The sequence below is a fragment of the Flagellimonas sp. B-3 genome, from assembly GCF_056857835.1.
Genome location: NZ_JBSXNW010000017.1, coordinates 177,634 through 201,627 on the forward strand (window position 1 = coordinate 177,634; position 23,994 = coordinate 201,627).

The 23,994-nt window shown below is 40.4% G+C and carries 28 protein-coding genes; 12 read left to right on the forward strand and 16 right to left on the reverse strand.

The features are described 5' to 3' along the window. Positions 1 to 47 precede the first annotated feature (47 nt). The 3 genes from AC13CS_RS05610 to AC13CS_RS05620 all read left to right on the forward strand — a co-directional run bounded on the left by AC13CS_RS05610 (position 48) and on the right by AC13CS_RS05620 (position 2,464). On the forward strand, positions 48 to 1,097 hold the full coding sequence (locus AC13CS_RS05610; RefSeq protein WP_482888621.1) for a heavy metal-binding domain-containing protein: 1,050 nt from the start codon (positions 48 to 50) through the stop codon (positions 1,095 to 1,097). Positions 1,098 to 1,223: 126 nt separating this feature from the next. After that, the gene (locus AC13CS_RS05615) at positions 1,224 to 1,595 is read left to right on the forward strand and encodes a VOC family protein (protein ID WP_293168370.1); all 372 of its coding nucleotides are present in this window, start codon (positions 1,224 to 1,226) and stop codon (positions 1,593 to 1,595) included. 308 nt (positions 1,596 to 1,903) lie between these two features. Then, positions 1,904 to 2,464 carry a PepSY domain-containing protein gene (locus AC13CS_RS05620; protein WP_482888622.1) on the forward strand — a complete coding sequence of 187 codons (561 nt, stop codon included), beginning with the start codon at positions 1,904 to 1,906 and terminating at the stop codon, positions 2,462 to 2,464. 22 nt (positions 2,465 to 2,486) lie between these two features. On the opposite strand, the gene AC13CS_RS05625 is transcribed toward AC13CS_RS05620, so the two are convergent. Both AC13CS_RS05625 and AC13CS_RS05630 read right to left on the reverse strand, forming a co-directional pair. Continuing rightward, positions 2,487 to 3,884, reverse strand: a complete 1,398-nt coding sequence (locus AC13CS_RS05625; protein WP_482888623.1) for a M20/M25/M40 family metallo-hydrolase — start codon at positions 3,882 to 3,884, stop codon at positions 2,487 to 2,489. Further along, the gene (locus AC13CS_RS05630) at positions 3,881 to 4,765 is read right to left on the reverse strand and encodes a PPK2 family polyphosphate kinase (RefSeq protein ID WP_163625882.1); all 885 of its coding nucleotides are present in this window, start codon (positions 4,763 to 4,765) and stop codon (positions 3,881 to 3,883) included. The genes AC13CS_RS05625 and AC13CS_RS05630 overlap by 4 nt, the downstream gene beginning before the upstream one ends. 182 nt (positions 4,766 to 4,947) lie before the next feature. Here AC13CS_RS05630 and AC13CS_RS05635 point away from each other — a divergent pair, with 182 nt between their 5' ends. Then, positions 4,948 to 5,658 carry a hypothetical protein gene (locus AC13CS_RS05635; protein WP_482888624.1) on the forward strand — a complete coding sequence of 237 codons (711 nt, stop codon included), beginning with the start codon at positions 4,948 to 4,950 and terminating at the stop codon, positions 5,656 to 5,658. Positions 5,659 to 5,660: 2 nt separating this feature from the next. Here AC13CS_RS05635 and AC13CS_RS05640 read toward each other — a convergent pair whose 3' ends face one another. The 10 genes from AC13CS_RS05640 to AC13CS_RS05685 form a co-directional block, all read right to left on the reverse strand. Beyond that, positions 5,661 to 6,824 (reverse strand): sigma-54-dependent transcriptional regulator, encoded by a 1,164-nt coding sequence (locus AC13CS_RS05640; protein WP_482888625.1) that lies wholly within the window; start codon positions 6,822 to 6,824, stop codon positions 5,661 to 5,663. Between the two features lie 10 nt (positions 6,825 to 6,834). Next, positions 6,835 to 7,731, reverse strand: coding sequence for a DUF6268 family outer membrane beta-barrel protein (locus AC13CS_RS05645; RefSeq protein WP_293168580.1), 897 nt, complete (start codon positions 7,729 to 7,731; stop codon positions 6,835 to 6,837). A gap of 6 nt (positions 7,732 to 7,737) precedes the next feature. Further along, positions 7,738 to 8,625, reverse strand: coding sequence for a mechanosensitive ion channel domain-containing protein (locus AC13CS_RS05650; RefSeq protein ID WP_293168382.1), 888 nt, complete (start codon positions 8,623 to 8,625; stop codon positions 7,738 to 7,740). 6 nt (positions 8,626 to 8,631) lie between these two features. After that, a complete protein-coding gene (locus AC13CS_RS05655; protein WP_293168384.1) occupies positions 8,632 to 9,969 on the reverse strand; it encodes an ABC transporter permease in 1,338 nt (445 codons plus the stop codon). Next, positions 9,959 to 10,897 (reverse strand): ATP-binding cassette domain-containing protein, encoded by a 939-nt coding sequence (locus tag AC13CS_RS05660; protein WP_293168386.1) that lies wholly within the window; start codon positions 10,895 to 10,897, stop codon positions 9,959 to 9,961. The genes AC13CS_RS05655 and AC13CS_RS05660 overlap by 11 nt, the downstream gene beginning before the upstream one ends. 180 nt (positions 10,898 to 11,077) lie before the next feature. Then, complete coding sequence (gene dnaJ, locus AC13CS_RS05665; RefSeq protein ID WP_293168388.1) at positions 11,078 to 12,199, reverse strand: molecular chaperone DnaJ; 1,122 nt, start codon at positions 12,197 to 12,199, stop codon at positions 11,078 to 11,080. Positions 12,200 to 12,205: 6 nt separating this feature from the next. After that, positions 12,206 to 12,784, reverse strand: coding sequence for a nucleotide exchange factor GrpE (locus tag AC13CS_RS05670; RefSeq protein ID WP_293168390.1), 579 nt, complete (start codon positions 12,782 to 12,784; stop codon positions 12,206 to 12,208). 140 nt (positions 12,785 to 12,924) lie between these two features. Further along, positions 12,925 to 13,869 (reverse strand): TIGR01777 family oxidoreductase, encoded by a 945-nt coding sequence (locus AC13CS_RS05675; protein ID WP_293168392.1) that lies wholly within the window; start codon positions 13,867 to 13,869, stop codon positions 12,925 to 12,927. A gap of 137 nt (positions 13,870 to 14,006) precedes the next feature. Continuing rightward, the gene (gene mnmC2 / locus AC13CS_RS05680) at positions 14,007 to 14,672 is read right to left on the reverse strand and encodes a tRNA (5-methylaminomethyl-2-thiouridine)(34)-methyltransferase MnmC2 (protein ID WP_293168394.1); all 666 of its coding nucleotides are present in this window, start codon (positions 14,670 to 14,672) and stop codon (positions 14,007 to 14,009) included. After that, positions 14,669 to 15,145 carry a DUF4920 domain-containing protein gene (locus AC13CS_RS05685; protein ID WP_293168396.1) on the reverse strand — a complete coding sequence of 159 codons (477 nt, stop codon included), beginning with the start codon at positions 15,143 to 15,145 and terminating at the stop codon, positions 14,669 to 14,671. Before AC13CS_RS05685 ends, mnmC2 begins: the two co-directional genes overlap by 4 nt. A gap of 106 nt (positions 15,146 to 15,251) precedes the next feature. Here AC13CS_RS05685 and AC13CS_RS05690 point away from each other — a divergent pair, with 106 nt between their 5' ends. Then, positions 15,252 to 16,322, forward strand: coding sequence for a branched-chain amino acid aminotransferase (locus AC13CS_RS05690; protein WP_293168398.1), 1,071 nt, complete (start codon positions 15,252 to 15,254; stop codon positions 16,320 to 16,322). A gap of 27 nt (positions 16,323 to 16,349) precedes the next feature. Here the strand turns inward: AC13CS_RS05690 and AC13CS_RS05695 are convergent, their stop codons facing one another. Beyond that, positions 16,350 to 16,736, reverse strand: a complete 387-nt coding sequence (locus AC13CS_RS05695; RefSeq protein WP_293168400.1) for a pyrophosphohydrolase domain-containing protein — start codon at positions 16,734 to 16,736, stop codon at positions 16,350 to 16,352. A gap of 39 nt (positions 16,737 to 16,775) precedes the next feature. On the opposite strand from AC13CS_RS05695, the gene AC13CS_RS05700 reads away from it, so the two are divergent. The 6 genes from AC13CS_RS05700 to AC13CS_RS05725 all read left to right on the forward strand — a co-directional run bounded on the left by AC13CS_RS05700 (position 16,776) and on the right by AC13CS_RS05725 (position 20,772). Continuing rightward, a complete protein-coding gene (locus AC13CS_RS05700) occupies positions 16,776 to 16,964 on the forward strand; it encodes a hypothetical protein (RefSeq protein WP_293168402.1) in 189 nt (62 codons plus the stop codon). A 118-nt stretch (positions 16,965 to 17,082) separates the two neighbouring features. Further along, a complete protein-coding gene (locus tag AC13CS_RS05705; RefSeq protein WP_163625895.1) occupies positions 17,083 to 17,262 on the forward strand; it encodes a hypothetical protein in 180 nt (59 codons plus the stop codon). 16 nt (positions 17,263 to 17,278) lie between these two features. After that, on the forward strand, positions 17,279 to 17,653 hold the full coding sequence (gene crcB, locus AC13CS_RS05710) for a fluoride efflux transporter CrcB (RefSeq protein WP_293168405.1): 375 nt from the start codon (positions 17,279 to 17,281) through the stop codon (positions 17,651 to 17,653). A 269-nt stretch (positions 17,654 to 17,922) separates the two neighbouring features. Next, a complete protein-coding gene (locus tag AC13CS_RS05715) occupies positions 17,923 to 18,261 on the forward strand; it encodes a P-II family nitrogen regulator (RefSeq protein WP_108246498.1) in 339 nt (112 codons plus the stop codon). Between the two features lie 34 nt (positions 18,262 to 18,295). Beyond that, positions 18,296 to 19,576: an ammonium transporter gene (locus AC13CS_RS05720; RefSeq protein WP_163625897.1), complete on the forward strand. Its 1,281-nt coding sequence runs from the start codon at positions 18,296 to 18,298 to the stop codon at positions 19,574 to 19,576. 140 nt (positions 19,577 to 19,716) lie between these two features. Next, complete coding sequence (locus AC13CS_RS05725) at positions 19,717 to 20,772, forward strand: outer membrane beta-barrel protein (RefSeq protein WP_293168410.1); 1,056 nt, start codon at positions 19,717 to 19,719, stop codon at positions 20,770 to 20,772. A 54-nt stretch (positions 20,773 to 20,826) separates the two neighbouring features. Here AC13CS_RS05725 and AC13CS_RS05730 read toward each other — a convergent pair whose 3' ends face one another. The 3 genes from AC13CS_RS05730 to AC13CS_RS05740 all read right to left on the reverse strand — a co-directional run bounded on the left by AC13CS_RS05730 (position 20,827) and on the right by AC13CS_RS05740 (position 23,465). Beyond that, on the reverse strand, positions 20,827 to 21,465 hold the full coding sequence (locus AC13CS_RS05730; protein WP_293168412.1) for a DUF1684 domain-containing protein: 639 nt from the start codon (positions 21,463 to 21,465) through the stop codon (positions 20,827 to 20,829). A gap of 63 nt (positions 21,466 to 21,528) precedes the next feature. Then, positions 21,529 to 22,884, reverse strand: a complete 1,356-nt coding sequence (locus AC13CS_RS05735) for an alpha/beta hydrolase (RefSeq protein ID WP_293168414.1) — start codon at positions 22,882 to 22,884, stop codon at positions 21,529 to 21,531. A 128-nt stretch (positions 22,885 to 23,012) separates the two neighbouring features. Next, entirely contained in the window at positions 23,013 to 23,465 is a 453-nt protein-coding gene (locus tag AC13CS_RS05740) for an Lrp/AsnC family transcriptional regulator (RefSeq protein ID WP_293168416.1), read from the reverse strand. A gap of 121 nt (positions 23,466 to 23,586) precedes the next feature. On the opposite strand from AC13CS_RS05740, the gene AC13CS_RS05745 reads away from it, so the two are divergent. Further along, positions 23,587 to 23,988 carry a hypothetical protein gene (locus AC13CS_RS05745; protein WP_293168418.1) on the forward strand — a complete coding sequence of 134 codons (402 nt, stop codon included), beginning with the start codon at positions 23,587 to 23,589 and terminating at the stop codon, positions 23,986 to 23,988. Positions 23,989 to 23,994 lie beyond the last annotated feature (6 nt).

A 23,994-nucleotide genomic window follows, 5' to 3' on the forward strand; every position in this document is an offset into this window, starting at 1 on the left:
GATAATATCAAATTTTGATATTTAAGTTTCTCAAAAATCATCAATCAATGAAATCAAATTTACTATTCCCTTTACTCTTTTTTATATTGCTTTCGTGTCAAAACAAAAAAGAGGAATTTGTTTGTACGCCTTGTGACTTATCTTGTGACGAATTGACTTTTTCCGAACCGGGAACTTGCCCGCACTGTAATATGGAACTCATCAAAAAGAGTGGATTGGTTCCAGATAAAAAGGCGAGGGTAAACGAATTAAATATTCAAAAAGGTACAGGTAATTTTATAATAGAGGGCGGATTTCAAAAAGAAAAAACAATAGCAGTCCATTACTATAAACCCACCAATTTCACGCCTAGATCAAATGTGATTATGGTAATTCCCGGAGCTGGCAGAAATGGAGATGATTATCGAGATGCTTGGATCGAGAAAGCCGAACAATACAATTTGCTTGTACTCTCCCCTGAATATTCCGAGGAATATTACCCTGAATTCTGGAGTTACAATTTGGCGGGGATGATTACTGATGTAAAAATCAACCAAGAAAGAACCGCTATGATTGGATTTAGTGTAAATCACAACCATGAGCAGTGGATCTACAACGATTTTGACCGAATTTTTGATTTGGTCAAAGAAAAGCTCCATTTAGATACAGAGACCTATGATATGTTTGGACATTCTGCAGGAGGACAAATATTGCATAGGCTTGCAATATTTAAACCCGAGAATAAGGCAAATAGGATTTTGGCATCAAACTCTGGTTGGTACACGGTTCCGACGGATAGGGTTGAATTCCCGTATGGACTTAAAAATGGTGTTACATCGGCCATTGACATAGATTTCAGCTCCAATCTGATACTTTTTTTGGGAGAAAAGGATGATGCCAACGAAACTAGGGGAGACTTAAGACATACCCCCGAAATGGACCAACAAGGTTTGTTCAGATTTGAGCGTGGAAAATATTTTTATGCCACATCCAAAGAGATTGCCACACAACTGGGAAAGGAGTTTGGTTGGAAAATAGAGGTAGTCCCGAATGTAGGACACGATTATAAAAAGATGAGTTCTACTGCGGCCGATTTTCTATATAAAACTGAAAAATGAAATAACTTCATTTCTAGTACTGAACTTGTTTCAGTAATCGTTGGATATAAGTCATTTAAAAAAATCTTGGCCTTAAAACGTTATCTGTAATAGTAAAGCAATGAGATAATAAACAATAAATAAGTAATGGAGAATCACTTTTTACAAGGAATAGATACCGTGATTTTAAGAGTATCGGACATTGAAAAAGCTAAATCCTGGTACACCGAAAAGCTTGGGTTTAAAAATATTCATGAGGACAAAAAACTAAAGTTGGTTGTTCTGGATACTTTTAGCCCTACTAGCCTGACAATTTGGGAAACACAGGAAAAGATTGTGTTAAATCCCAATACCGCCTCTTATCCTATTTTTCGTACTTCTGATGCAAATTTGGCACATCAAAGGCTAAAACTAAATGGTATAGCTGTTGGTGAAATTATTAATGATCATGTTGCGACATACTTTACCATTCACGATACTGACGGAAATATTCTGGAGGTTTGTCAAGTCCATAATTAAATATCATAGCTGACAACATTGCCATAACTTAAGACCGATAAAAACACTAAAATCAAATCCTTCAACAAAAAACTTATTGCAATCGCAGCTATTGTCATTCTCTTCTCTCCTATTTAGGCAAAATTGGCCATTGGCGTATTAGGTACTCCTTTTACAAGCAATTCATCTGTTTTTGATTGGCCGATCGATCAATCCTCCTTCATATTCCAAAATTTATGTTAAATACGAGCTTATCTTTTAAGTTCGGGTATTGGCAAGTATCATACTTTCATAAAATTTAATGATCTTTAGAGTTTTAACTGGCAGGAATGGGCAAAAGGAAGAAGCAAGCCAAAATATTACGCATTTTTAGAAAAGTACACCGAACCACAGGAGCATTATTATTTATATTTTTCTTTTTTATTTCCGTATCCGGTCTTATTTTGGGCTGGAAAAAGAACTCCAACGGATACATCCTCCCAAAAACACAACAAGGAACTACAGCAGAACTAAAAAAATGGCTGCCTGTTGATAGCCTGCATACCATAGCACTGAATACAATTAACAACGAAGTACCAAACACCTCTTTTAAGGTAGACCGTATTGATATGCGAAAGGAAAAAGGATCGGTCAAGTTCCTTTTTGTGGACTCTTTTTACGAAGTACAACTAGATGGGGCCAATGGCAATGTTTTATCCATTGGAAAACGAAGGTCAGATTTTATGGAAAATATTCACGATGCTTCCATTGTGGATGATTACCTCGGAACAAACGGTTATATAAAACTTGTGTACACTTCGGTGATGGGTATTTCCCTTTTGATTTTCACAATTACCGGATTTTGGCTCTGGTACGGTCCCAAACGAATGCGAAAAGCAAAGAAAGTTTAAACCTTCCAAAAAAAAGAAAAATTTATCCCTTTATTTTTTTGATGGGAATGGTTCCATATTTGTCGATCAAGTAAACCAAACTGGCCATCGTAGCTGCTCCCAACTCCAATTCGCGCTTGTTCACGTGCTCAAAAGTATCGTTCTCGGCATGGTGATGGTCAAAATAACGTTGAGTATCGGGTCGCAATCCCGCCAATACTATTCCATCTTCTTTTAGTGGACCTATATCCGCACCACTTCCGCCTTCGTAAAACAGGTGAACCAAATATGGTTCGAACAAATCCCTCCATCCTTGAATCTGTTTCACATTCTCCGAAGAAGCATCAATGGAAAAACCTCTAGGCGTAAACCCGCCAGAGTCGCTTTCCAATGCAAATATGTGTTGTTCGTTTTTGGCTCGGGCGACTTCCGCATACTTATTGCCACCTCGCATTCCATTTTCTTCATTCATGAACAACACTACGCGCAAAGTTCGTTTTGGTTGATATCCAGTTTCCTTTAAAAGCCTCAACACATCCATACTCTGTACACACCCAGCTCCATCGTCGTGGGAACCATCTCCCAAATCCCAAGAATCCAAGTGACCGCCCACTACCATAATTTCGTTGGGATAGGTGCTTCCTGTTATTTCTCCGATTACGTTGTAGGATTGCACATCTTCCAGTTGCTTACAGTTTTGTTTGAAGTAAAATTTTACATCAGGATTTAATTTAAGCGTAGTACTCAACAACTCCGCACCGTTTGTACTAATGGCCGCCGCTGGTATGCGTTGGTTCACTGGAGTATCGCCATAACTCATGGAGCCTGTGTGCGGATAATCATCCAAACGAAGGTTCATGGAACGTACAATAACGCCCGATGCCCCATATTTTGCGGCTTCGGCCGCGCCAGAATAGCGTTGGTCCACACAACCTGAATATGCAGAGAAGGTATTGATCAGTGTTGGGTCCATCGGACGGTTATAAAAAACAATCTTGCCTTCTATTTTATCACGGCCCAACTTTTCCAAATCCTCAATGCCCTTGACCTCGACCACGTTGGCCTTTAAACCGCCAGCGGGTGTTGCCACTGATCCTCCAAGTGCGCAAATGGGGACGTTGGTGGTCAATCCAGGCTTTGTTTCAAAGTAGGCGAATTCAGGAACACCCCTTACCCATTTAGGTACCATTACGGGTTGCAACCAAACCTTGTCCAATCCCAGTGAGTCCAATTGTGCCTTGGTATAATCCACGGCTTGTTGTGCTTGCACGGAACCTGAAAGACGTCCACCAATTTGGTTGGAAAGGTAGTTCAGCCAATCATAAGCCTTACCATTGGTAAGGGCTTCATCGTAAATTGCTTTTATTTGTTTTTCGTCCTCGGTCTGAGAAAAAAATGGGGTACTGACCAACAAAAAGGCCAAAAGTAGGACTGTTCTCATGTGGTTTCTTTTTCCAGTTCTTGTTTAAAGGTTTCTAAATTAGCTTTTATTTCATCGTCCAGCTCGGGTTCCTCAATATCTTTGTACTTTTTTAACGCTTCCATCATGATGGAGGCCACAATTACCCTAGCTGCTTTTTTGTTATCAGCAGGTATTACGTACCATGGAGCATGTTCCTTGGAAGTTTTGCCCAAAGCTTCTTCATAACACTCTTGATAATTATCCCAAAGTTTTCGCTCTTCGAGGTCGCCTGGAGAAAACTTCCAATTCTTTTGCTTTAAACGGATTCTACGCAATAAGCGTTGCCGTTGTTCTTCTTTGGAAAGATGCAGAAAAAACTTGAAGATTATGGTGCCATTATCGGCAACATGTTTTTCAAAATTATTGATTTGCTGATAGCGCCTTTCCCAGAAATCATCATCAATATCGTCCACAGATTCCACTTTTGGCAGGTTCTCTCCCAAAATATATTCTGGATGGACCTTGGTCACCAATACATTTTCGTAGTGTGTACGATTAAAGACAGAAAATTTTCCTCTTTCGGGCAAATCAATATAGTGCCGCCAAAGGTAATCGTGCTTTTTTTCCAAGGTGGATGGCACCTTAAAACTATGCACCACCACTCCCCTAACATTAAAATCTTTAAAAACTTCCCTGATCAAACTGTCCTTGCCCGCGGTGTCCATTCCTTGTAAACAGACCAGCACTCCATACTTTCCGTGGGCGTAGAGCGTATCTTGAAAATCTCCAAGGTCCTTTCGGATATTCTTCAGTTCCTTTTTGAGTTTCTTCTTGGATGCACCAAAATCCTCGTAGGTGTCTTTTTCAGATAGCTTTACCGAATCAACTACCTTGTAGTCTTCTGTTTTGATTTCTTTCATAGGAATGAATATAATTCTTTTTGATTACTCCTTCAACCTACTTATTAAATGTGTAGTTCATCGATACTTTGACCACTTGTGCCCAAAGTTGGTTCTTTAATCGATCTATTTTCTCCTCTGGACGATGAAATTCGTAACTTTATGATTATCAACGACACAGCGTCCCAAATCTGTAAATCGTTATGAAAAGCAGAAAGATTATCCTACTTATAGTCTTTGCTATTGGTCTTTTTGGCCTTTGGCTCATGGCTTCGTTCACTACACCTGCAAATGCCTGCCAATATGCAAGCACCAATTTGGAATACATCAAAAGTAAAATCCAAGAGGCTGTGGTGGCCGACAATTTAAATATGGCCAAGTACCACGCCTACAAAGCGTTGAACGGTATTGAAAAAACAAAGGGCAATTTTTTGGACTGTGGCTGCGAGGGTGCCATTGAAAGTTTGGAAATTACACTTTCCCATTTAAAAACGGCTACAAAAACCAGTGTTTTACCAAAATCCAAAGCGGCATTGCACCAGGCTTTGGAGAGCACTATAATCGGCATTAATGTGTTACAGGAGTTCGGGCAACAAACTTCCAGTGATTATGGAAGCAATGTACTGGTACTGAACACCAAGGAAGTTCTGGGTTTTCAGAACGGAATGATGTTGACACATGGTTCTACGGTAAAAAAACAGGTGCACAGCTGTTTATTGAGGTTTGAGTCTTCCTTGGATAAAGTGGTTTCTGATGTGAACTGTGAAGAAGCTCACAGGTTTATTACCAATATTTATGAAGAATCTCGTTTGACCTTGTTGAACACCAACCTATCGCAACATAAAAAGGAATATCACCAACGGGTTAAAACCTTGGCTAAAGATGCTCTGGAAAAATTAGGTGATTGCCCCTAGGTTTATTTACTGGCGAATAGTTTCACATCCTCCTCGGATACTTCCTTACCTCCTAGAATAATCAAACGTTCCACAACATTGCGGAGTTCGCGTACATTCCCCGTCCAATCATAACTCTTAAGCAGTTCTATGGCCTTTTTGGAGAAACTCTTTTGTCCTGTTCCGTGTTCGGATGCTATTTTTTTGGCGAAATGCTCTATCAATAAAGGTATATCGTCTCGCCTATCGTTGAGTGCGGGAACCTTGATCAAGATCACGGCCAAACGGTGGTAAAGATCTTCTCGGAATTTACCTGCTTCAATTTCCTTTTTTAGATCCTTGTTGGTAGCTGCGAGTACCCGAACATCCACTTTAATGTCCTTATCCGAACCTACGCGACTGATTTTGTTCTCTTGCAGGGCCCGAAGCACTTTGGCTTGGGCCGAAAGGCTCATATCGCCTATCTCATCTAAAAATATGGTTCCCTTATTGGCCGCCTCAAACTTACCCGCCCTGTCCTTAACAGCAGATGTAAATGCACCCTTGACGTGTCCAAACAACTCACTTTCAATCAACTCAGAAGGAATCGCTGCACAATTCACCTCAACAAATGGGGACGATGAACGGGGGCTTTTTTGGTGTACCCAATGGGCCACCAGTTCTTTACCGGTACCGTTGGAACCTGTAATCAGAACCCGGGCATCGGTAGGCGCTACTTTTTCGATCATGTCCTTTATGGCATTTATTTCCTTGCTCTCCCCGATCATTTCATAGTTCTTGGAAATCTTTTTCTTGAGCACCTTGTTCTCCACGGCCAGTTCCTTTCGGTCCAAGGCATTGCGAACCGTAGTAAGCAATCGGTTTAAATCCGGTGGTTTGGAGATGTAATCGTATGCCCCCAACCTCATGGTATTTACTGCTGTGTCGAGATCACCATGACCGGAAATCATTATAAATGGAATTTCTGGTTTTATTTTCTTGGCAGCTTCCAAAACCTCCACCCCATCCATCTTTGGCATTTTGATGTCGCAGAGCACTAGGTCAAAATCTTCCTTTTTGATGGCTTCAATTCCTGCTAGGCCGTCCTCTGCTTCAGCTACATTATAACCATCGTTTTCCTCGGCCAATATTTTCACCAACACCCTTCTAATTGCCGATTCGTCCTCTATTATCAGAATTTTTGACATATACTGCTTTTTAAAATATTCCTATTTTGAAACCTGTTCTAATATAAAAATTTGCATCGTTATTAAACAAATACACCTCACCACGATCTTTATTTCTTAATTTGCCTTCTTGATACACACTGCTTCCCACAATGGCAAAAAAGGACATGTTCTTGGAAATACTGTATTGATACCCCAAGCTACCCACCAAAGTGTTGAACGAAATCCGGGAAGCTGCCAATCCATTATCCAAAACAATATCGTTTTGAAGATTTAAAAAGTAACCGTCCAAGAACAGTGCCAACTCCAAACTGTGTTTTTTATCAAAATGATATTTCAGGTTGGATTTTGGCACTCCTACTATAAACGACCAGTCTGGGTGGAATTTTTTATAGTAATGGATCAGGGGCAGCGGTACGGGAATCCCGGTAGTACTGTTGTAAGTCAGCCCCAAAACCACCCGAAAAGGTTTATCTGCTTTTGGCTTTTCTTTCCAAAAAGCCGCAGAGCCATTCATAAAAAAATCATCCTGCAGCACACCATCCAATAAATTGGACGCCAATCTAGGAGTCAATATGGCCACAAAATTCCAATTCTCGTTCCATTTTTTGATCAATCCCAAATTAAAATCAATGACATGGAAGCGGATCATCTCCTTTTTATCAAATGGAAGGTCTGCTGAATACCCCATATCAAAACGATTATATTCGGCACCTGTAACCAGGTAATCCTTATTGTTGTTCAGCTGTATGGGAAAATTGAGCAACGCTTTGTAGCGCTGTGTCTTGACACCGCTATCGTTCTCGGGAATATTAAGGTATTCCAGCCTAAAAATATCTGTGCTCTGTGCCCATAAATTATGGTTACAAAGTATTACAATGAAAGTGATCCACTTCCAAATTGCAATATGGTGGGTTGAGGTTTTTATGTGTGTCTATTGTTTTGACTGAATTATATGAATATCGCGTTGCGGGAACGGAATGCTAACGTTGTTCTCCTTGAATTTGGCATTGATTTTATAGCGCATTTCACTTTTTATCCGTGGATCTCGGAAAGTATGGTTGGTATAAAAGTATATGGAGAAGATCAATGCTGAATCTCCAAAATCCTCGAACAGTACAAATGGTTTTGGGTTTTTGAGCACTTGTTTTTGGGTATTGGCCACTTCTTCCAAAATAGTGGTCACCAAATCCACATCGCTTCCATAGGCAACACCTACACTTACTTTTTCTCTTGTGGTTCTATGGTTTTGGGTATAATTGTAAACAATGTCGCTTATAAATTTGTGGTTGGGCAGTATCAATACCTTATCATCACGGGTAATGGCCCTTGTGGTGCGGAGCTTTATTTCGAAGACTTTACCCACCTTACCATCAACCTCAACAACATCGCCTACCTGTAACGATTTATCCACTATAATAAAAATACCCCCAAGAACATCTTTGAACAACTCTTGCAAGGCAAGACCCAAACCTACAAAAAGGGCCGCGGAAGCTGTAATCACCAAAGTGATATCCACTCCTGCTGCACTTAAGGTGACCAATACAGCAATGAGATAAACGACGTAATGGATAAATTTGAATACACTGGAAAACTTTTGTTTGTCTTCCTGTTGCATTTTTCGGGTAAAGATGCGGCGCAGCCATTTCAGCAAAAATTTTGTCACCACTATCGTAATCGTCAACAATAGCAAAAGCCCAATAGTAAGATTTATAGCCTTTTCACCCTCCCCAATATGGAATCCAAGGTCCAAAAATTCCTTAATGGTCCCCCAAACATCTTTCGTAATGATTTCCTTTATTTCTTCTGCGCCTTCTTGCATACTATTTTAATATCTCAACCATTTTACCAATTCTTTGTATGTTGGTTTTTTACCATACATTAAGATACCTGTCCTATAAATTTTGGCCGCCAATGATACAATTCCCAAAAAGGTAACGATCAAAAGAAAAACGGACAACAAAAATTGCCACAAAGGCACTCCGCCTTCCCCTATTCCTCCCGGCAAGCGCATCAGCATTACAATGGGCGATGTTAATGGAAACAACGAAAACCCAACTGCAATGGGTCCATGCGGGTTGCTAAAAACCGAAAAGAACCCAACATAAATAGCCAGCATTAAAGGTAATATAATAGGGAAAATAAATTGTTGTGTATCCGTCTCATTATCCACCGCGGCACCAATAGCCGCATAAATAGAGCTATATATAAGGTAACCAAGTATAAAATAAATAAAGAATGACCCTATAAGCAAGCCCCATGGAATATCGTAGATTTCCTTGGCATACATCATCATTTTATCATCCATAGTGCCCAATTGCGACATTCCCATTGGTCCAGGAGTCACTCCATTGTCGCTTGATAGTGCCGTCAAGTCTATTCCAAAAATCATCACTGCCACTAACATCAACAATGATGCGGAAATGATCCAAATGGTAAACTGGGTGATTCCTGCCAAAGAATTTCCTATAATCTTCCCGAGCATTAATTGAAATGGTTTTACCGAGGATATGATCACTTCAATGATCCTGCTGGTTTTTTCCTCGATAACACTGCGCATCACAAAGCCCCCATAAATAATGATGAACATCATAATGGCATAGCCAAAACCTCCTCCAATAATAGCTTTGATCTCGTTGATGCCCCTTATACTTTTTTCTCCATCGAATGTGGATAGGTTGATTTCAAAAGGTTTTTCCACACTGGAAAACTGTTTTGGGGTCACTCCCAACTTTTGCAAACGATCTTGCCGCAGTTGGTTTTGAAAAATATCCTCCAATTCTTTGGTCACGGAGGTATTGGGGTTGTCCTTGGTAAAAAGATACGAGGCATTGGACACCTCCTCAACCGTTGCTCCTTGGGGAATATAGAGTAATCCATAATATTCCAAGGAATTGGTCGAGTCTTTTGCCTGCTCCAAGGTCAAATCGTCCATGTGGACAAAGGATATATTCTTGGATGGACTAAATTCACTTTGAAAGAAGGCACTTTCGTTCAAAACGGAGACTACCCTGGTCTCATCATCATTTATTTTGGCCAAATACGCAATAAGAACAACCATCCCCACCATTAGGAGTGGGCTCAAAATGGTCATAACAATAAAGGAACGGTTGCGCACCTTGGCCAAATATTCGCGCTTTATAATTAAACCAAGTTTACTTGCCATTGTCCTTGTTGTTTACAGTTTGAATAAAAATATCGTTGGCCGAAGGTATGGTTTCTTCGAACCTGTTTATGTTCGATACCTTGGAGAGTTCCGCTAAAATATCACCCGTATGCGATGATGGCAACTGCACCTTAAAATGTATTTGATTTTCCAAAGCATCTATTTCCGAAGAAAGAATGTTGAACTTTTGTTCCAAAGAACGCATAAAGGCCTCTGCATCTTTCTCCATTTGCACACCCACATTAAAAATGTTGTTCTTGTAAGCCTTTTTTATATCCGACAGTTTTCCGTCCAATATTTTTTCGGACTTATGGATAAGGGCAATGTACTCACAAAGCTCTTCCACCGACTCCATACGGTGTGTGGAAAAAATGATGGATGTACCCTTTTCCTTTAATTGAAGAATCTCATCTTTGATGATGTTGGCGTTAATAGGATCAAAACCACTGAAAGGTTCATCAAAAATCAATAGTTTGGGTTCGTGCAGCACGGTAACTATAAACTGTATCTTTTGGGCCATTCCTTTGGAAAGCTCTTGTATTTTTTTATCCCACCAGTCACCAATATTTAAACGGTCGAACCAATATTTAAGCCTTGTTTTTGCCTCATTTTTGGACAATCCCTTCAATTGTGCCAAATAAAGTACCTGCTCCCCCACCTTCATACTCTTGTACAGTCCCCTTTCCTCGGGCAAATACCCAATGGATGCTATATGCTTTGGAGCCAAGGGTTCACCATTGAACCAAATTTCACCAGCGTCTTGGTACGTAATCTGGTTAATAATTCTGATAAACGAAGTTTTACCTGCCCCATTGGGGCCCAAAAGTCCGTATATGCAATTCTCAGGAATTTGTAGTGAAATGTTGCTCAGCGCTGTGTAATCACCATAGGTTTTGGTCACATTTTTGGCAACAAGGATATGATCCATGTAAACTATTTTTTCAAAGATATGTATTTGCTAGCTACCTATTTTCCTATAAAAACAAAAACCCACCCTTAAAAAAATCAAGGATGGGAAAAAAATTGCTATGAAAAAGAAAATTAGATATCGGTCACCCAACATCAGTTTCAAATATACGTTTTTTATTTAAACAGAAGGATTTTTCTCTTAAGAGAACATATCTTTTACCTTCTCAAAAAAGGATTTATCCGATTTTTCGGGCCTTGGAACAAAATTATCATCATCCTGCATACGCTCAAAAAACTCCTTTTGTTCCTTATTTATATTTTTTGGTGTCCATACGTTTACATGCACCAATAAGTCTCCCGCGCCATACCCGTTAAGGCTGTTTATTCCCTTACCGCGAAGTCTTAAAATCTTTCCGGACTGTAGCCCTGGTTCCAATTTTATACGGACTTTTCCGCCAATGGCATCAATTTCTTTGGAACTTCCCAAAACGGCTTCCGGCATACTTATGTACAAATCGTAGTGAAGATTGTCTCCTTCTCGCTTTAAAGTATCGTGCTCAACAGTTTCAATGGCGACCAACAAATCTCCCGCAATACCGTTTCCGGGGGCATCATTACCTTTGCCGGATACTTTTAGCTGCATGCCATCCTCCACTCCTGGTGGAATTTTAATGGACACGGTCTCTTCTTCGACCTTGAGCCCTTGGGCATCGGCTCCAGCAGGTTTTTTATCTATGGACTGCCCAGCACCCCCACAAGTTGTACAGGTGGTGGCTGTTTGCATTCTGCCCAAAATGGTGTTGGTGATTTTGGTGATCTGTCCGGTACCGTTACAAGTAGGGCAAGTTCTATAGGTAACCCCATCGGCTTGGAGCTTTCGTCTTACCTTAACTTTCTTTTCTACACCATTGGCCACTTCTTCCAGCGTTAGCTTAACACGGATACGAAGGTTGCTTCCCTTGGCTCTGCGCTGTCCGCCACCAAATCCGCCAAATCCACTGAATCCTCCGCCACCGCCAAAGGCGCCACCAAAAATATCACCGAATTGACTGAAGATATCGTCCATGTTCATACCTCCACCGCCAAATCCGCCACTTCCATCGAAGGCAGCATGTCCAAATTGGTCGTATTTTGCCTTTTTGTCAGGATTGCCCAGTACTTCATAAGCCTCGGCAGATTTTTTAAACATTTCCTCCGCCTTGGCATCACCTGGGTTTTTGTCCGGGTGAAACTCGATGGCCTTTTTCCTGTAGGCTTTTTTTATTTCTGCGGCTGAAGCTCCTTTGGAGACTCCCAATATTTCGTAATAATCCTCCTTCATACAGTTTTAGTTTCCAACAACAACTTTTGGATGTCTTATAATGCGGTCTCCAAGCTTGAAGCCTTTTTCCACGACATCTATGATTTTCCCTTTCATTTTCTTGTCCGGTGCAGGTATCTGGGTAATGGCATCGTGCACCTCGGCATCAAATGTATCCCCCGCTTTTACCTCAACCTGTTCCAGACCCTTGTTCTTCAAGGTTTCTTTGAATTTATTGCTGATAAGTTCCACGCCTTTGAACATTTCCCTGTCTTCGGATTTGGAAAGCTCTTTTAAAGCACGTTCAAAATCGTCCAAAATAGGAAGCAAAGCCACCATGACCTCTTGTCCGGCCGTCTTGAACAAATCCATACGCTCCTTGGAAGTTCTTCGCTTATAGTTTTCAAACTCGGCAAAAAGCCTCAGGAACTTCTCTTTTTCTTTTGCCAAATCTTCACGCAGCTTCTCCTCCTCAGAAACTTCATCTTCTTCGATTTCTTCCGTGGTTTCGGTTTCTATATTTTTATCGTTCAGCTCAGTACTTTCTTCGGTTTGCCCTTTTTTAGGCTCATCTTCCATTTCCTCAACCTTACTTTTATTGCTCATGTTCTAATGTTTTATTCCGATTTGAAGTGGCAAAAGTACTGCCAATTGTCCAAAAATGTCAAAATGTCACCGCAAAACATAAAAAAGGCCGCCAAAAGCGGTCTTTTAATCTTTTAAAAAGTATGTAAGCCCTGATTTTTCTATGCTTCAACCGATGCAGGCATACCTTTTTCTTGTGGTGTATATAATTTTTTTAATGCTTGACAAATATTCACATACTGAAAAGAGAATCCTTCTTCTTCTATTTTTTTACTGCTCACCCGTTGGCTTGCCAGTAAAAGAGTAGCCATTTTTCCCAAAACCAGCTTTAAGAAAAATGCGGGTACATTCGGTAACCACAGGGGTCTTTCCAAAATTTTAGCCAGTTCCTTGGTAAGTTTTGTGTTGGTGACTGGATTGGGGGCCACACCATTATATGTGCCCCGAAGGTTGTTTTCTACCGCAAAAGCGAACATTTGCGCCAAATCTTTGATATGTATCCAAGATTGCCATTGTTCACCACTACCAATCGGTGCACCAACAAAGTTTTTTACAGGCCTTGCCATTTTGGGCAGGGCACCACCTTCTGTTGACAGTACGAGACCTATCCTAATTTTAGCGACATCTACACCAATTGTTTCAAAGGTTTCGGCCTCGGCTTCCCATTTTTGAACTACCTCGCCCAAAAAACCTCCATCAACTTTGGATGTGCTCTCATCATAATAATCCGAAATAGAATCTGGATATATACCAATAGCCGACGCTGAAACAAGACATTCAACTTCGTTGTTATTGGAGTTTTCCAACCCTTTTTTTAGGGTTTGTAAACTATTTATACGACTGGAGATCACTTTTTTTCGATGCTGGGGGGTCCAACGCTTGGCTATACTTGTTCCAGCCAGATTGATTATGGCCTGCACATTATTAAAGCAGTCTGTATCTATCTCACCTTTGGCAGGATTCCAATAAAATCCTTGAAAATCTTCGTCGGAAGTAATTTTCCCCTTGCTTGTGGTCAAATAATTTACTGGAATGCCCTTTTGATGCAAAACCTCAACTATGGCCCGCCCAACCAATCCAGTAGCTCCTGTTATCAACACCTTCATACAATCACAATCATTTTGCGCAAAGTTATAGGTTTAATCGACTGTTTATGAGACCTTAATTTAGGTTTAACATATTTGTTTAAACTTTAAACCTATTTATGACACCAAAAGCATTTTCCTTAACAGAATATTGGCTATCACTCCTGTTTTGTGGCTCTTAGCATTTCTCTTTTCCCTGGTGGGCCGGGCAATCGTTCTACGGTAAAACCAACAGCTTGCATGGCTCGGCGCACACTGCCTTTGGCGGCATAAGTGACCAAAACCCCGTTGGCTTTTAGTGCTTGGTACATTTTCAAAAAAATGGCTTCGGTCCAAAGTTCGGGTTGGACCCTAGCACCGAATGCATCAAAATATATAAGGTTGAACTGGTTTTGCTGACTGATTTCCTTAAAATCCTTTTTTTGTTTTGAAAGTGTGAAATCGGTTGTGATCGAAATGACTTTTTCCCATGGACAACTATGCATTTTTTGAAACATTTGCTCCAATCCTTCAAAACCCAACTGCTCGCAATAGTCCAACTGATTTACTTCTTCTAAGGAAACCGGAAACGCCTCAACCCCAACATAATCAACACTCAATTGTTGTTTGGAAGCTTCTATTAGGGTAATAAGTGCATTGAGGCCCGTACCAAAACCTATTTCCAACAGATGGATGTGTTTTTTTTGGAACAACTTTAGACCATGCTCAATAAAAACATGATAGGCTTCTTGAACCGCACCATGTTTGGAATGGTACTGTTCGTCCCAATCTTCTATTTGGATGGTCTTGGAACCGTCGCCCGTAGTGATTATTTTTCGCTTCAAGGTTGGCTGGCAATCAATACCCCGTCTGCTTCAAACCTCAACGTTTTCTTGGGAGCGGTAATTTGGGCCAGTTCATCTTCGGAAGCACCTTCATCCTCTGCGTAGTGTTTTTGGTCTTCTACGGACATTTCTTCAAAAAAAGCCGCACCGTTCATCACCACTTTTTTTCCTGCGGCATCCTTTGGCACAAAAAAACCGTAATCCTTAAAACGGACAAATACCTCTTCATTGGACTCCAGTTCCACCTTCATCCAGCATCCTTTGGCTTGGCATACCTCCTTGATCTCACCAACTATTTGGGTCTGCAGGGAATCCCTTCCAGAAATTTCATCAAATGGAGCTGATGTTTTGGAAGCCTCTCCAGAAACTTTGAATTCCTCTCCAAAATAATCGCCTTTAATGGTTTCTTGCTTACATGAAACCAGTGCCATACCGAGTAAAATAATTGTAGCAAAAGTGTTAAAAAGTCTCATTTTTGATAACATTTAAGTAATTGTGGGTCAAGTATAATATTTAGATTTGATTAACGTCCAAAACTAACAATAAATAGCTAATTTTATCCCTGTAAATGTAAGTGATATGGAAACATTAGCGAATAAAATAGCTATGGAAAGAGTCAAAAACTCAAAAATCCATGATGTGGATTTTGACAATCTTTCCTTTGGAAGTGTTTATTCCGACCATATGTTGGTCTGTGATTATAAGAATGGTGAGTGGTCTGCTCCCAAAGTGGTGCCTTACCAGCCGATTACCCTGGACCCATCTTCAAAGATTTTCCATTACGGTCAATCTATTTTTGAAGGGATGAAGGCCTACAAGGACGAAGACGGAAGAGTTTGGCTTTTTAGACCAGAAGAAAATTGGAAACGATTGAACAAATCGGCCCAAAGACTGGCCATTCCAGAAATACCCGAAGCTTATTTTATGGAGGGGCTCAATGCTCTTATCCAATTGGAGAGTGACTGGATTCCTCAAAGCCCAGGAAGTTCCTTATATATTAGACCTTTTGTTTTTGCTTCTGGAAATGGATTTCACGCTTCACCGGCCGATGAATATAAATTCATCATCGCCTGTGCACCTTCAGGGGCTTATTTTTCGGGAAAAGTGAAAGTTTTGATAGAAGAAACCTATTCACGAGCAGCAAACGGTGGCGTAGGTTACGCCAAAGCAGGTGGTAACTATGCCGGACAGTTTTATCCAACAAAGTTGGCAGCGGATAAGGGTTATCAACAAGTAATCTGGACAGACGATAATACACACGAATTTATTGAGGAGGCAGGAGCCATGAACGTTTTTGTTCGAATCAACGATACATTAATGACCGCCCCTACCAGCGATCGTATTTTGGACGGAATAACGAGAAAGAGCATTTTGGACATTGCCAAAGATGAAGGCATTAAGACCGAGGTTCGCAAAATATCCGTTCACGAATTGGTCGAGGCTGCGGAAAATGGCTCTTTAAAAGAAATGTTCGGTGCAGGTACGGCTGCGGTAGTGTCTCCGATTTCTGGCTTTGGCTACCACGGCAAGGATTATACATTGCCCGAGATTGAAGAAAGCTATGCTTCTTTATTGAAAAAAAGAATCACGGACATTCAATACAACCGTGCCGAAGATAAATTTGGATGGCGACACGAAGTCATCCAGTAATAAAAAAGGTGCCGATCGGCACCTTTTTTATTTATCGATTATGTTTTGAATGTCCGGCTTAAAGTAATTTGGACCTTTCAGTACTTTTCCATCTTTACGGTAAATGGGTTTTCCATCGGCTCCAAGTTTACTCATGTTACTGCGTTGTATCTCTTCAAAAACTTCTTCTATCTTGTATTGCATGCCATGCTCTAGTATGGTTCCGCATAAAATGTAGAGCATATCGCCCAATGCATCGGCAACTTCAACCAGATCGTTATTATTGGCGGCTTCCAAATACTCACGGTTCTCTTCATCCATCAAATTGAACCTTAGATTGTTTTTGTCCTTTCCCAAATCTGCCTTTGGCTCTTGGGAAACTCCAAGACCAAAAGAATTGTGGAAGAGCTCCACGGCCTTAATTTTACTTTCCATTACACTTATTTGATTTAGCTTTGCATAAAAATATAAAATATGTTCAGTACGGGACAGCTAATTTTCGCAGCCTTATTTTTTATAGCCTTTGTGGCAATCATCTCATTTTCTTATCGAAAGGACAAGAAACTGCACAAAAAAAATTATAAAGGTGTCATCTGGATTCTAGCTGCCTTCTTAACATTTATAATTATCCTATTTTTGATTAAATACTTCCTCAAAAATTAACATTTAATTTGTCTTTACCACAAAAATCAATTGTTTAACAACAATAGTTGGCCCTGTATTTCGTTCTTATAGGAAAAAACGTACTTTTGTTTTAACAATACTTTAGCACCTAACCTAGATGACTGTATTTTTGAGTATTCTTTTTGTTTTGCTTACCATTAATGCCGTTCTGTTGATTTTCAGTGTCAACGGAGCTAAAGAAAGGTTTACAAAACCTATGCAACGGATTTCTGAGAACTCAACCACCAAACTTTTCCCCCGTGAGGCCGTAGAAACCGAGTACAAAGAAGCGGTTTAGTTTGTACCTTTAAGGCATGAAGCAAGCCTTACTTGTTTTTTTGGGCGGAGGAATTGGTAGCGTTCTACGTTATTTGATTTCCAAACCCCTCAACCCTCTTTTCCATAATTTCTTTTTGGGGACTTTTTTGGTCAATATTATAGGTTGTCTTTTAATTGGTCTTTTTTTAGGTCTCTCTGCCAAGGGCAATCTACTATCCGATAACAACACTCTTTTTCTGGCTACTGGATTTTGCGGTGGCTTCACTACTTTTTCTGCATTTGCTTTTGAAAAGCATACCTATTTAAAGAATGGCGAACTTCTCAATTTAGCCATTTACATGATTTCGAGTATTGGCATTGGTGTATTGGCCGTTGTGTTGGGATTATGGATCGCCCGACACATCCATTAGTTACAAACTGTATTTTTATCGTTAAAATTTGTTAAAAATTAAACATTTTACATGTTTTATGGCACTTCTATTGATAAAAACAAAGCATTAGGCACATAATGTTAATACAAAATCAACAAATACATAACAAAAAATAATTTAAAATTCAATACCCCTAAATTTTAGGGGGTATTTTTTTTATACTCACAAAAATTGAACAACAACCCTCTCATTTTAGGTAGTCTGTATTGAATTCACATATATTTGAATCATCAATTAACTACTTAATTATGAAAAAAGTCGAGGCAATTATTAGAAAATCCAAATTTGATGAGGTGAAAAAAGCCCTGCATCAAATTGAGGTCAACTTCTTTAGTTACTGGGATGTAACAGGGGTTGGAAATGAAAAACAAGGACATGTCTATCGTGGCATATCGTACAGTACGAGCGATATACAGCGAAGGTATTTGGTTATCGTAGTTAGCGATGACTTTCTGGAAAAAACCGTGAATGTTTTATTGGACACTGCCAGTACCGGTAATGTTGGTGATGGAAAAATTTTCGTCTCCGATGTTATCGAAGCTTACAGAATTAGGACCAAGGAAAGCGGTAGCGCAGGAATCAACTAACATTTAATAGCCAAAAAACTTAAAAACTTAGATTATGATTGTACAAGAACAAGAAGCGATAGATAAAGCCGTTGAAGCCATAACTGGCGATATGGGCGCCTTGTGGATTACACTTGCCGCCGTTTTGGTATTTTTTATGCAAGCAGGATTTACCCTTGTGGAAATAGGTTTTACCAGAAGCAAAAACAGCGGTAATATAATAATGAAGAACGTTATGGACCTTGCCGTAGGCTCCATAATGTTTTGGGCGGTAGGTTACGCCATTATGTATGGCAGCGATTTAGTGGGCGGAGGATTTTTTAGATCTAGCCCATCCGATCAAGGGTATTTCTTTTTTAGCGCCGATGATTGGCACAACCTGTTCTTCCAAACAGTTTTCTGTGCCACAGCAGCCACTATTGTATCGGGAGCAATTGCAGGTAGAACCAAATTTTCCACTTATTTGATTTTCTCCGCAATCCTCACCACTTTAATTTACCCTATTTCAGGTAGCTGGTACTGGCCTTTTGACGACGATGCATGGTTAAACACAGCCGGATTCGTTGATTTTGCAGGTTCTTCCGTAGTACATGCCGTAGGTGGTGCCGCCGCCTTGGTAGCCGCCATTTTGGTTGGCCCAAGAATTGGTAAATATGTAGATGGAAAGGCCAAGGCGATTCCAGGTCACAATATGGCCTTTGGAGCATTGGGTGTATTTATTCTCTGGTTGGGATGGTTTGGATTTAACGGTGGTTCCCAATTGGCTTGGGGCGGTGACGATACCATCGCTGCAACCAGTGTTATCATCAACACCAACCTTGCCGCTGCCATTGGTGCCATTGCAGCCCTGTTCTTTACCTGGGCCAGATATGGTAGAGCGGATATTTCCATGACATTGAACGGTGCTTTGGCCGGTTTGGTAGGTATTACCGCCGGATGCGGGTCCGTAAATGCTTGGGGAGCCCTTGCCATTGGTCTGCTATGTGGTATTGTAGTGGTTGCGTCCATTGAATTTATTGATAAAAAACTTAAGATTGACGACCCTGTAGGTGCCATTTCCGTTCACGGGGTTTGTGGATTCCTTGGAACCGTACTAATTGGCCTATTTGCACTGGATGGCGGATTGTTTTACGGAGGTAGCGGAAAACTACTTTGGGTACAGACCTACGGATCGTTGGCCTATATTGTTTGGGCTGCTGTTGCTTCCTTTATAGTACTCTTTATTTTGAAGAAAACCATTGGACTACGGGTATCTGAGAAAGAGGAAGTTGAAGGTTTGGATTTGCACGAGCATGGAGTGGAAGCTTATCCAGAACACATTTCCCAAGACAAATAAAACAAGTCTTTCAAACTCACAACAAGATTGTAAAAAGGAACGGAGCGTTCTGCCAAACGCTCCGTTGAATAACCTTTTCAATCAAACTCACAATTAAACAACCGTCCTTCAATAAAAGGACAACTTAAAACGATTATGATATGAAAACGATTATAAATACAAACTTCGGAAAAATTTTGGCTATCGCCATCATTTCAATGGTAACATTTTCCGCCACTGCACAGGAGGAAGAAACTACTCCAAAGTTTAGCTTTAGTGGTACTGTTGATGCTTATTACAGAGCAAATATTACCGCTCCAAATGACGAGGAAGCCATAGCCCCGGGATCCTCTTTTGCACAACTACCAGGGTTCTCTTTGGGCATGGCAAATGTTATTGCCGCTTATGAGGGTGAAAAAGTAGGTTTTGTGGCCGATCTGGTTTTTGGCCCACGTGGTACGGATGCTATTTTTGCATCTCCCATGTACTCTGCTACTGGCGATATTGTAAACCAGTTATACGTGTATTGGAATGTAAGTGATGCCGTGACTCTTACCTTTGGTAACTTCAACACATTTTTGGGTTATGAGGTAATTTCACCTGCGGCCAACTTTAACTACAGTACTTCCTACCTATTTTCTTACGGCCCTTTTAGCCACACAGGTCTTAAGGCCGATTTTGATTTGGGCAACGATTGGTCTGCCATGGTAGCTGTAATGAATCCAACAGATCTGACCGAGTTCAACCCGACAGGTGATTACGCCGTGGGCGCACAATTGGGCTACTCAGGTCAGTTTTTGAATTTCTTGTACAGCCAAGGAGGCTTTGAGGTTGACTATACTGGTGGTTTTGACCTTTCAGATGAGTTCTTCTTGGGTATCAACGCTGCTCACTTTAGCATGGAAGATGACGGGGGATCCTTTACAGGTGCCGCACTTTATCCGCAGTACGCAATTTCTGATACTTTTAGCCTAGGACTTAGGGGGGAATACTTTATGGAAACGGATGAATTTGGTGCCATTGGAGAGGTGTTTGATGCTGATGGAGATGCAAGTGTACTGGCATTAACTTTAACAGGTAGCGCTACTATTGGAAACTTGATTCTTAAACCAGAAATTCGATTGGATAGTGCCTCTGAAGATACTTTTATCGACCACGATCTTGCTCCAACCTCGAGCTTGGCCTCTGTATTGTTCGCTGCGATTTACTCCTTCTAAGCACTATAGATATGACACGAAAAAAAGCCTTATTCCAATAGGATTAAGGCTTTTTTAGTCCTTGTTAAAATTTTTCACTCCTGCTCTCACTTTAGTTCTCAAATAATTTTGCCTTGGCACTAGAGGGCAGGAGTACTTTTTGTTATAAACACAATACGGGTTGTACGCTTTGTTAAAATCAATCACCAAAGTATCCCCTTCCGGGATGGACAAATCAATATACCTGCCACCACCATACGTTTCTTCACCATTGGTGTTGTCCAAAAAAGGCAAAAACAGATAATCTTCATATTCCTCATCATCCATCAAATCCAAACTTTGGTACACTTCCAATTGATGCGCTGTACCGTTTAAGGTAAAATGGGCAATTCCGTAGACCACCTCCCGTGTTTGCCTATCCGTAGTGCTGGGCATTAAAAAAGGTTCGGCATCGGGAGTGCGTACAAAGTGGGCCTTTACTATATAAGTGGTATCGGGCGCAAAAAAATCGAGCCCTTCAAAATCCTTACGGTATTTGTCGGGCAAAGGAGAGGAATCCGGGTCTCTAAAACTTTCGTTCTGTTCTTTTTGATATTCAAGAATACCGGCAATCAAGTCGGATTCAACTGCTATCGTCTTTTCTTTGTCATGATATTTTTTTCCTTGACCACAGGCTGTTAGGAATATAACTGAAAGTAGGATTACGTATTTCATTCAGAAAGTATTTGTACAAAAATACAGCTCTAAACCAAATCAGTGTCAAGTCTACCTGGTAGATTAATTTTCATCGACCTTAATATCGTACCGCGCGTCTTTCAAATATTTTGAGACAAGCTCGTTAAACTCCGGGGTAATGCGGAACAAGGCTGTATTTTCCAGACTATAGAGCTTTTCCTTATCCTTAAAACCCTTTTTCAACAACTCTTCCAAATAGAATAACGAAGTACCAAAATCATCATTTTTTGCACTGATGGAAATGGTTTTTAGATAATACTCGTAGTTGTCCGGCTCTAAAATTGTTTTCAGCATATACAAAAATGCCAAGGCATCTTCATCAACCACCTTTTCCGAAGCTATAATGTCAATGTAATCCTCTGCCAATGCATTTACAAAACCCTTTAACCGATGTCCCATTTGTTTTTCATACGGTTTTGAACCAGAAATAAATTTTTCTATCTCGCCCATTTGATGGTTCCACCAACCCAAATTGTTGAAATTATGGGTATAAACATCCTCCTCCATATAATATTGATAATCTTCTTTCAGCATGGACTCTTTTAAGAAAGCGGCATTTTCCGCTCGTTTCAAGGTTTTATAATCCCTGTTTCTCCGAAGGTCTCGCTGTACCGACCTTAGGGAGTCCATATTTTTTAAAGCTCCGTATATGGAAGTCATTTCTGTCATATATTGTTCCGCCCACAATAAATCGCCAATGCTTTTCAACTGATTTAACTTTGCCAAATCTTCCTGGTACGCTTTTTCGATATAGGATGTATCTTGGGGAATCCATTTTCGTCCCATGGCATCGAGGGTGAAGAGCTGCATTCCTTTTTGTAAATAAGCCACACCTGGCCAGTTGCCATTTCCATCGAACAACAAAACCTGATTGGGAAACTTATAGCGGTCCAAAAGCTTGGTATCCGTCAGCATAAATGGATAATTAAAGTTTTCTTTGCTGACCATACCTATAAAATGAAAAGGCTTTTTAACATTAATGAGTTCGCTATTGGATAAGGAGGCGCCAATGGACATGGCTCCGTTGACCCCATTGATCAGAATGGGCACCAAACTGGCAAATTGCCCTCCGGAATCCTCGCCTGCGGCATAAATCCGATCATTATGTATTGGCAATAGACTTGTAACTTTCTGAATAACTTGGCCAGCCACTACCATATTCTTGGTCAAAGAAATACTGTCGATCAACTTTGGGGCCGCCAAAACATAGCCTTCCTTTTCCGCAGCAAGCACAAACATGGACAGTGCCTTTTTCTCATTCCCCTCCGTATCAAAAATCATGAGCAACGGCCATTTTTCGTCCATGGAGAATGTTTTGGGAATATAAAGGGAGTAGCTGTTTTTGGTTGAATCGTTGACCGAGAGATTATCAATAATCTCCCCCTTTTTCAAAACCATTTGTTGCGAAAAGACAGAAAATGTGCAAAAAATAGTCAGAAGCGGTAACAAATATGTTTTTCTCATAACCCTATTTTAACAAAAATCTAGCCAAAGTTTGTTTTAAAAACGTCAAATTTATCCGGCAACTACTTGGCTGTCCTATTTTTTTGAATCGGTGAATTGGCCACAACGTTGGACAATACAATATGTGTCCTGCACTCACCATATACGATCAGTTCATCAATAAATTCTTCTAAATGCGACTGATCACGAAGCACTACCTCCATAATGATGTTCTCATTTCCCGTAATTCGATAGCAGTTTACCACTTCCCGGAACGTTTTGACCTTATCCAAGAACGGTTTGAGTTTTCCCATAAAAGCACGCAACATAATAATGGCCTTTAGCTGATACCCGGCCTCTACATACGAAATTTTAGTGCTGTAACGCTCAATAATTCCGAGGTCCTCCATCTTTTTTACGCGCTCCGCCACAGCGGGTGGTGTCAACCCGATTTTCCTTCCAATATTGGCAAAAGATTCCCTCGCATTTTGTTGCAAATGATTCAGGATTTGCCAATTCAAATCATCTATCTTCATATCAAAAGAAATTTACCACTATTTTTTTACTATCGAAAGTAAAATCGAATAATTGCTTTATTAACAAAAGTAAAAAAATTTAAATCGTGCTTAATTTTATAGTACAAAATTGCTATTGAAAATGGAGAGAAATTCCCTTAACTCCTTAGGTGTTTACCGTAAATCTTTGGCGCTACGCGACATGAGCGAAGCTGTAGCGGCCTATTTTGCCCAAAACAGGGAAATGCTGTCTTTGCGTAAAATTGATTCCTTCCGAGACGACATCTCCAAATCCCTTTTGGCGGATGCTGATTTGATTACGAAAGAAGTGGAACAAGCTGCATTGAGCAATTGCCATACCTCGCGAATGAGAAGTCTTTCGTACGTAAACATTATGACCCGTAACATCTTGGCCTATTGCAATGGTTTGGAAAGGGACGGCGTCAAAGAAAAGGAATACCTAAATCTTCTTCGCAGAGAGATTCGGATATTCCGAGTTTCCTTTAAAAAGTGGAGAAAGTCCTTGATCAACAAGAACGACTAAGTTCCC

Excerpts from the sequence above, each read along its gene's own strand:
- AC13CS_RS05610 (WP_482888621.1), top strand. The coding sequence starts at position 48 with ATGAAATCAAATTTACTATTCCCTTTACTCTTTTTTATATTGCTTTCG.
- AC13CS_RS05615 (WP_293168370.1), top strand. The coding sequence starts at position 1,224 with ATGGAGAATCACTTTTTACAAGGAATAGATACCGTGATTTTAAGAGTA.
- AC13CS_RS05620 (WP_482888622.1), top strand. The coding sequence starts at position 1,904 with ATGGGCAAAAGGAAGAAGCAAGCCAAAATATTACGCATTTTTAGAAAA.
- AC13CS_RS05625 (WP_482888623.1), bottom strand. The coding sequence starts at position 3,884 with ATGAGAACAGTCCTACTTTTGGCCTTTTTGTTGGTCAGTACCCCATTT.
- AC13CS_RS05630 (WP_163625882.1), bottom strand. The coding sequence starts at position 4,765 with ATGAAAGAAATCAAAACAGAAGACTACAAGGTAGTTGATTCGGTAAAG.
- AC13CS_RS05635 (WP_482888624.1), top strand. The coding sequence starts at position 4,948 with ATGAAAAGCAGAAAGATTATCCTACTTATAGTCTTTGCTATTGGTCTT.
- AC13CS_RS05640 (WP_482888625.1), bottom strand. The coding sequence starts at position 6,824 with ATGTCAAAAATTCTGATAATAGAGGACGAATCGGCAATTAGAAGGGTG.
- AC13CS_RS05650 (WP_293168382.1), bottom strand. The coding sequence starts at position 8,625 with ATGCAAGAAGGCGCAGAAGAAATAAAGGAAATCATTACGAAAGATGTT.
- AC13CS_RS05655 (WP_293168384.1), bottom strand. The coding sequence starts at position 9,969 with ATGGCAAGTAAACTTGGTTTAATTATAAAGCGCGAATATTTGGCCAAG.
- AC13CS_RS05660 (WP_293168386.1), bottom strand. The coding sequence starts at position 10,897 with ATGGATCATATCCTTGTTGCCAAAAATGTGACCAAAACCTATGGTGAT.
- dnaJ (WP_293168388.1), bottom strand. The coding sequence starts at position 12,199 with ATGAAGGAGGATTATTACGAAATATTGGGAGTCTCCAAAGGAGCTTCA.
- AC13CS_RS05670 (WP_293168390.1), bottom strand. The coding sequence starts at position 12,784 with ATGAGCAATAAAAGTAAGGTTGAGGAAATGGAAGATGAGCCTAAAAAA.
- AC13CS_RS05675 (WP_293168392.1), bottom strand. The coding sequence starts at position 13,869 with ATGAAGGTGTTGATAACAGGAGCTACTGGATTGGTTGGGCGGGCCATA.
- AC13CS_RS05685 (WP_293168396.1), bottom strand. The coding sequence starts at position 15,145 with ATGAGACTTTTTAACACTTTTGCTACAATTATTTTACTCGGTATGGCA.
- AC13CS_RS05690 (WP_293168398.1), top strand. The coding sequence starts at position 15,252 with ATGGAAACATTAGCGAATAAAATAGCTATGGAAAGAGTCAAAAACTCA.
- AC13CS_RS05695 (WP_293168400.1), bottom strand. The coding sequence starts at position 16,736 with ATGGAAAGTAAAATTAAGGCCGTGGAGCTCTTCCACAATTCTTTTGGT.
- AC13CS_RS05700 (WP_293168402.1), top strand. The coding sequence starts at position 16,776 with ATGTTCAGTACGGGACAGCTAATTTTCGCAGCCTTATTTTTTATAGCC.
- AC13CS_RS05705 (WP_163625895.1), top strand. The coding sequence starts at position 17,083 with ATGACTGTATTTTTGAGTATTCTTTTTGTTTTGCTTACCATTAATGCC.
- crcB (WP_293168405.1), top strand. The coding sequence starts at position 17,279 with ATGAAGCAAGCCTTACTTGTTTTTTTGGGCGGAGGAATTGGTAGCGTT.
- AC13CS_RS05715 (WP_108246498.1), top strand. The coding sequence starts at position 17,923 with ATGAAAAAAGTCGAGGCAATTATTAGAAAATCCAAATTTGATGAGGTG.
- AC13CS_RS05720 (WP_163625897.1), top strand. The coding sequence starts at position 18,296 with ATGATTGTACAAGAACAAGAAGCGATAGATAAAGCCGTTGAAGCCATA.
- AC13CS_RS05725 (WP_293168410.1), top strand. The coding sequence starts at position 19,717 with ATGAAAACGATTATAAATACAAACTTCGGAAAAATTTTGGCTATCGCC.
- AC13CS_RS05730 (WP_293168412.1), bottom strand. The coding sequence starts at position 21,465 with ATGAAATACGTAATCCTACTTTCAGTTATATTCCTAACAGCCTGTGGT.
- AC13CS_RS05735 (WP_293168414.1), bottom strand. The coding sequence starts at position 22,884 with ATGGTTTTGAAAAAGGGGGAGATTATTGATAATCTCTCGGTCAACGAT.
- AC13CS_RS05740 (WP_293168416.1), bottom strand. The coding sequence starts at position 23,465 with ATGAAGATAGATGATTTGAATTGGCAAATCCTGAATCATTTGCAACAA.
- AC13CS_RS05745 (WP_293168418.1), top strand. The coding sequence starts at position 23,587 with ATGGAGAGAAATTCCCTTAACTCCTTAGGTGTTTACCGTAAATCTTTG.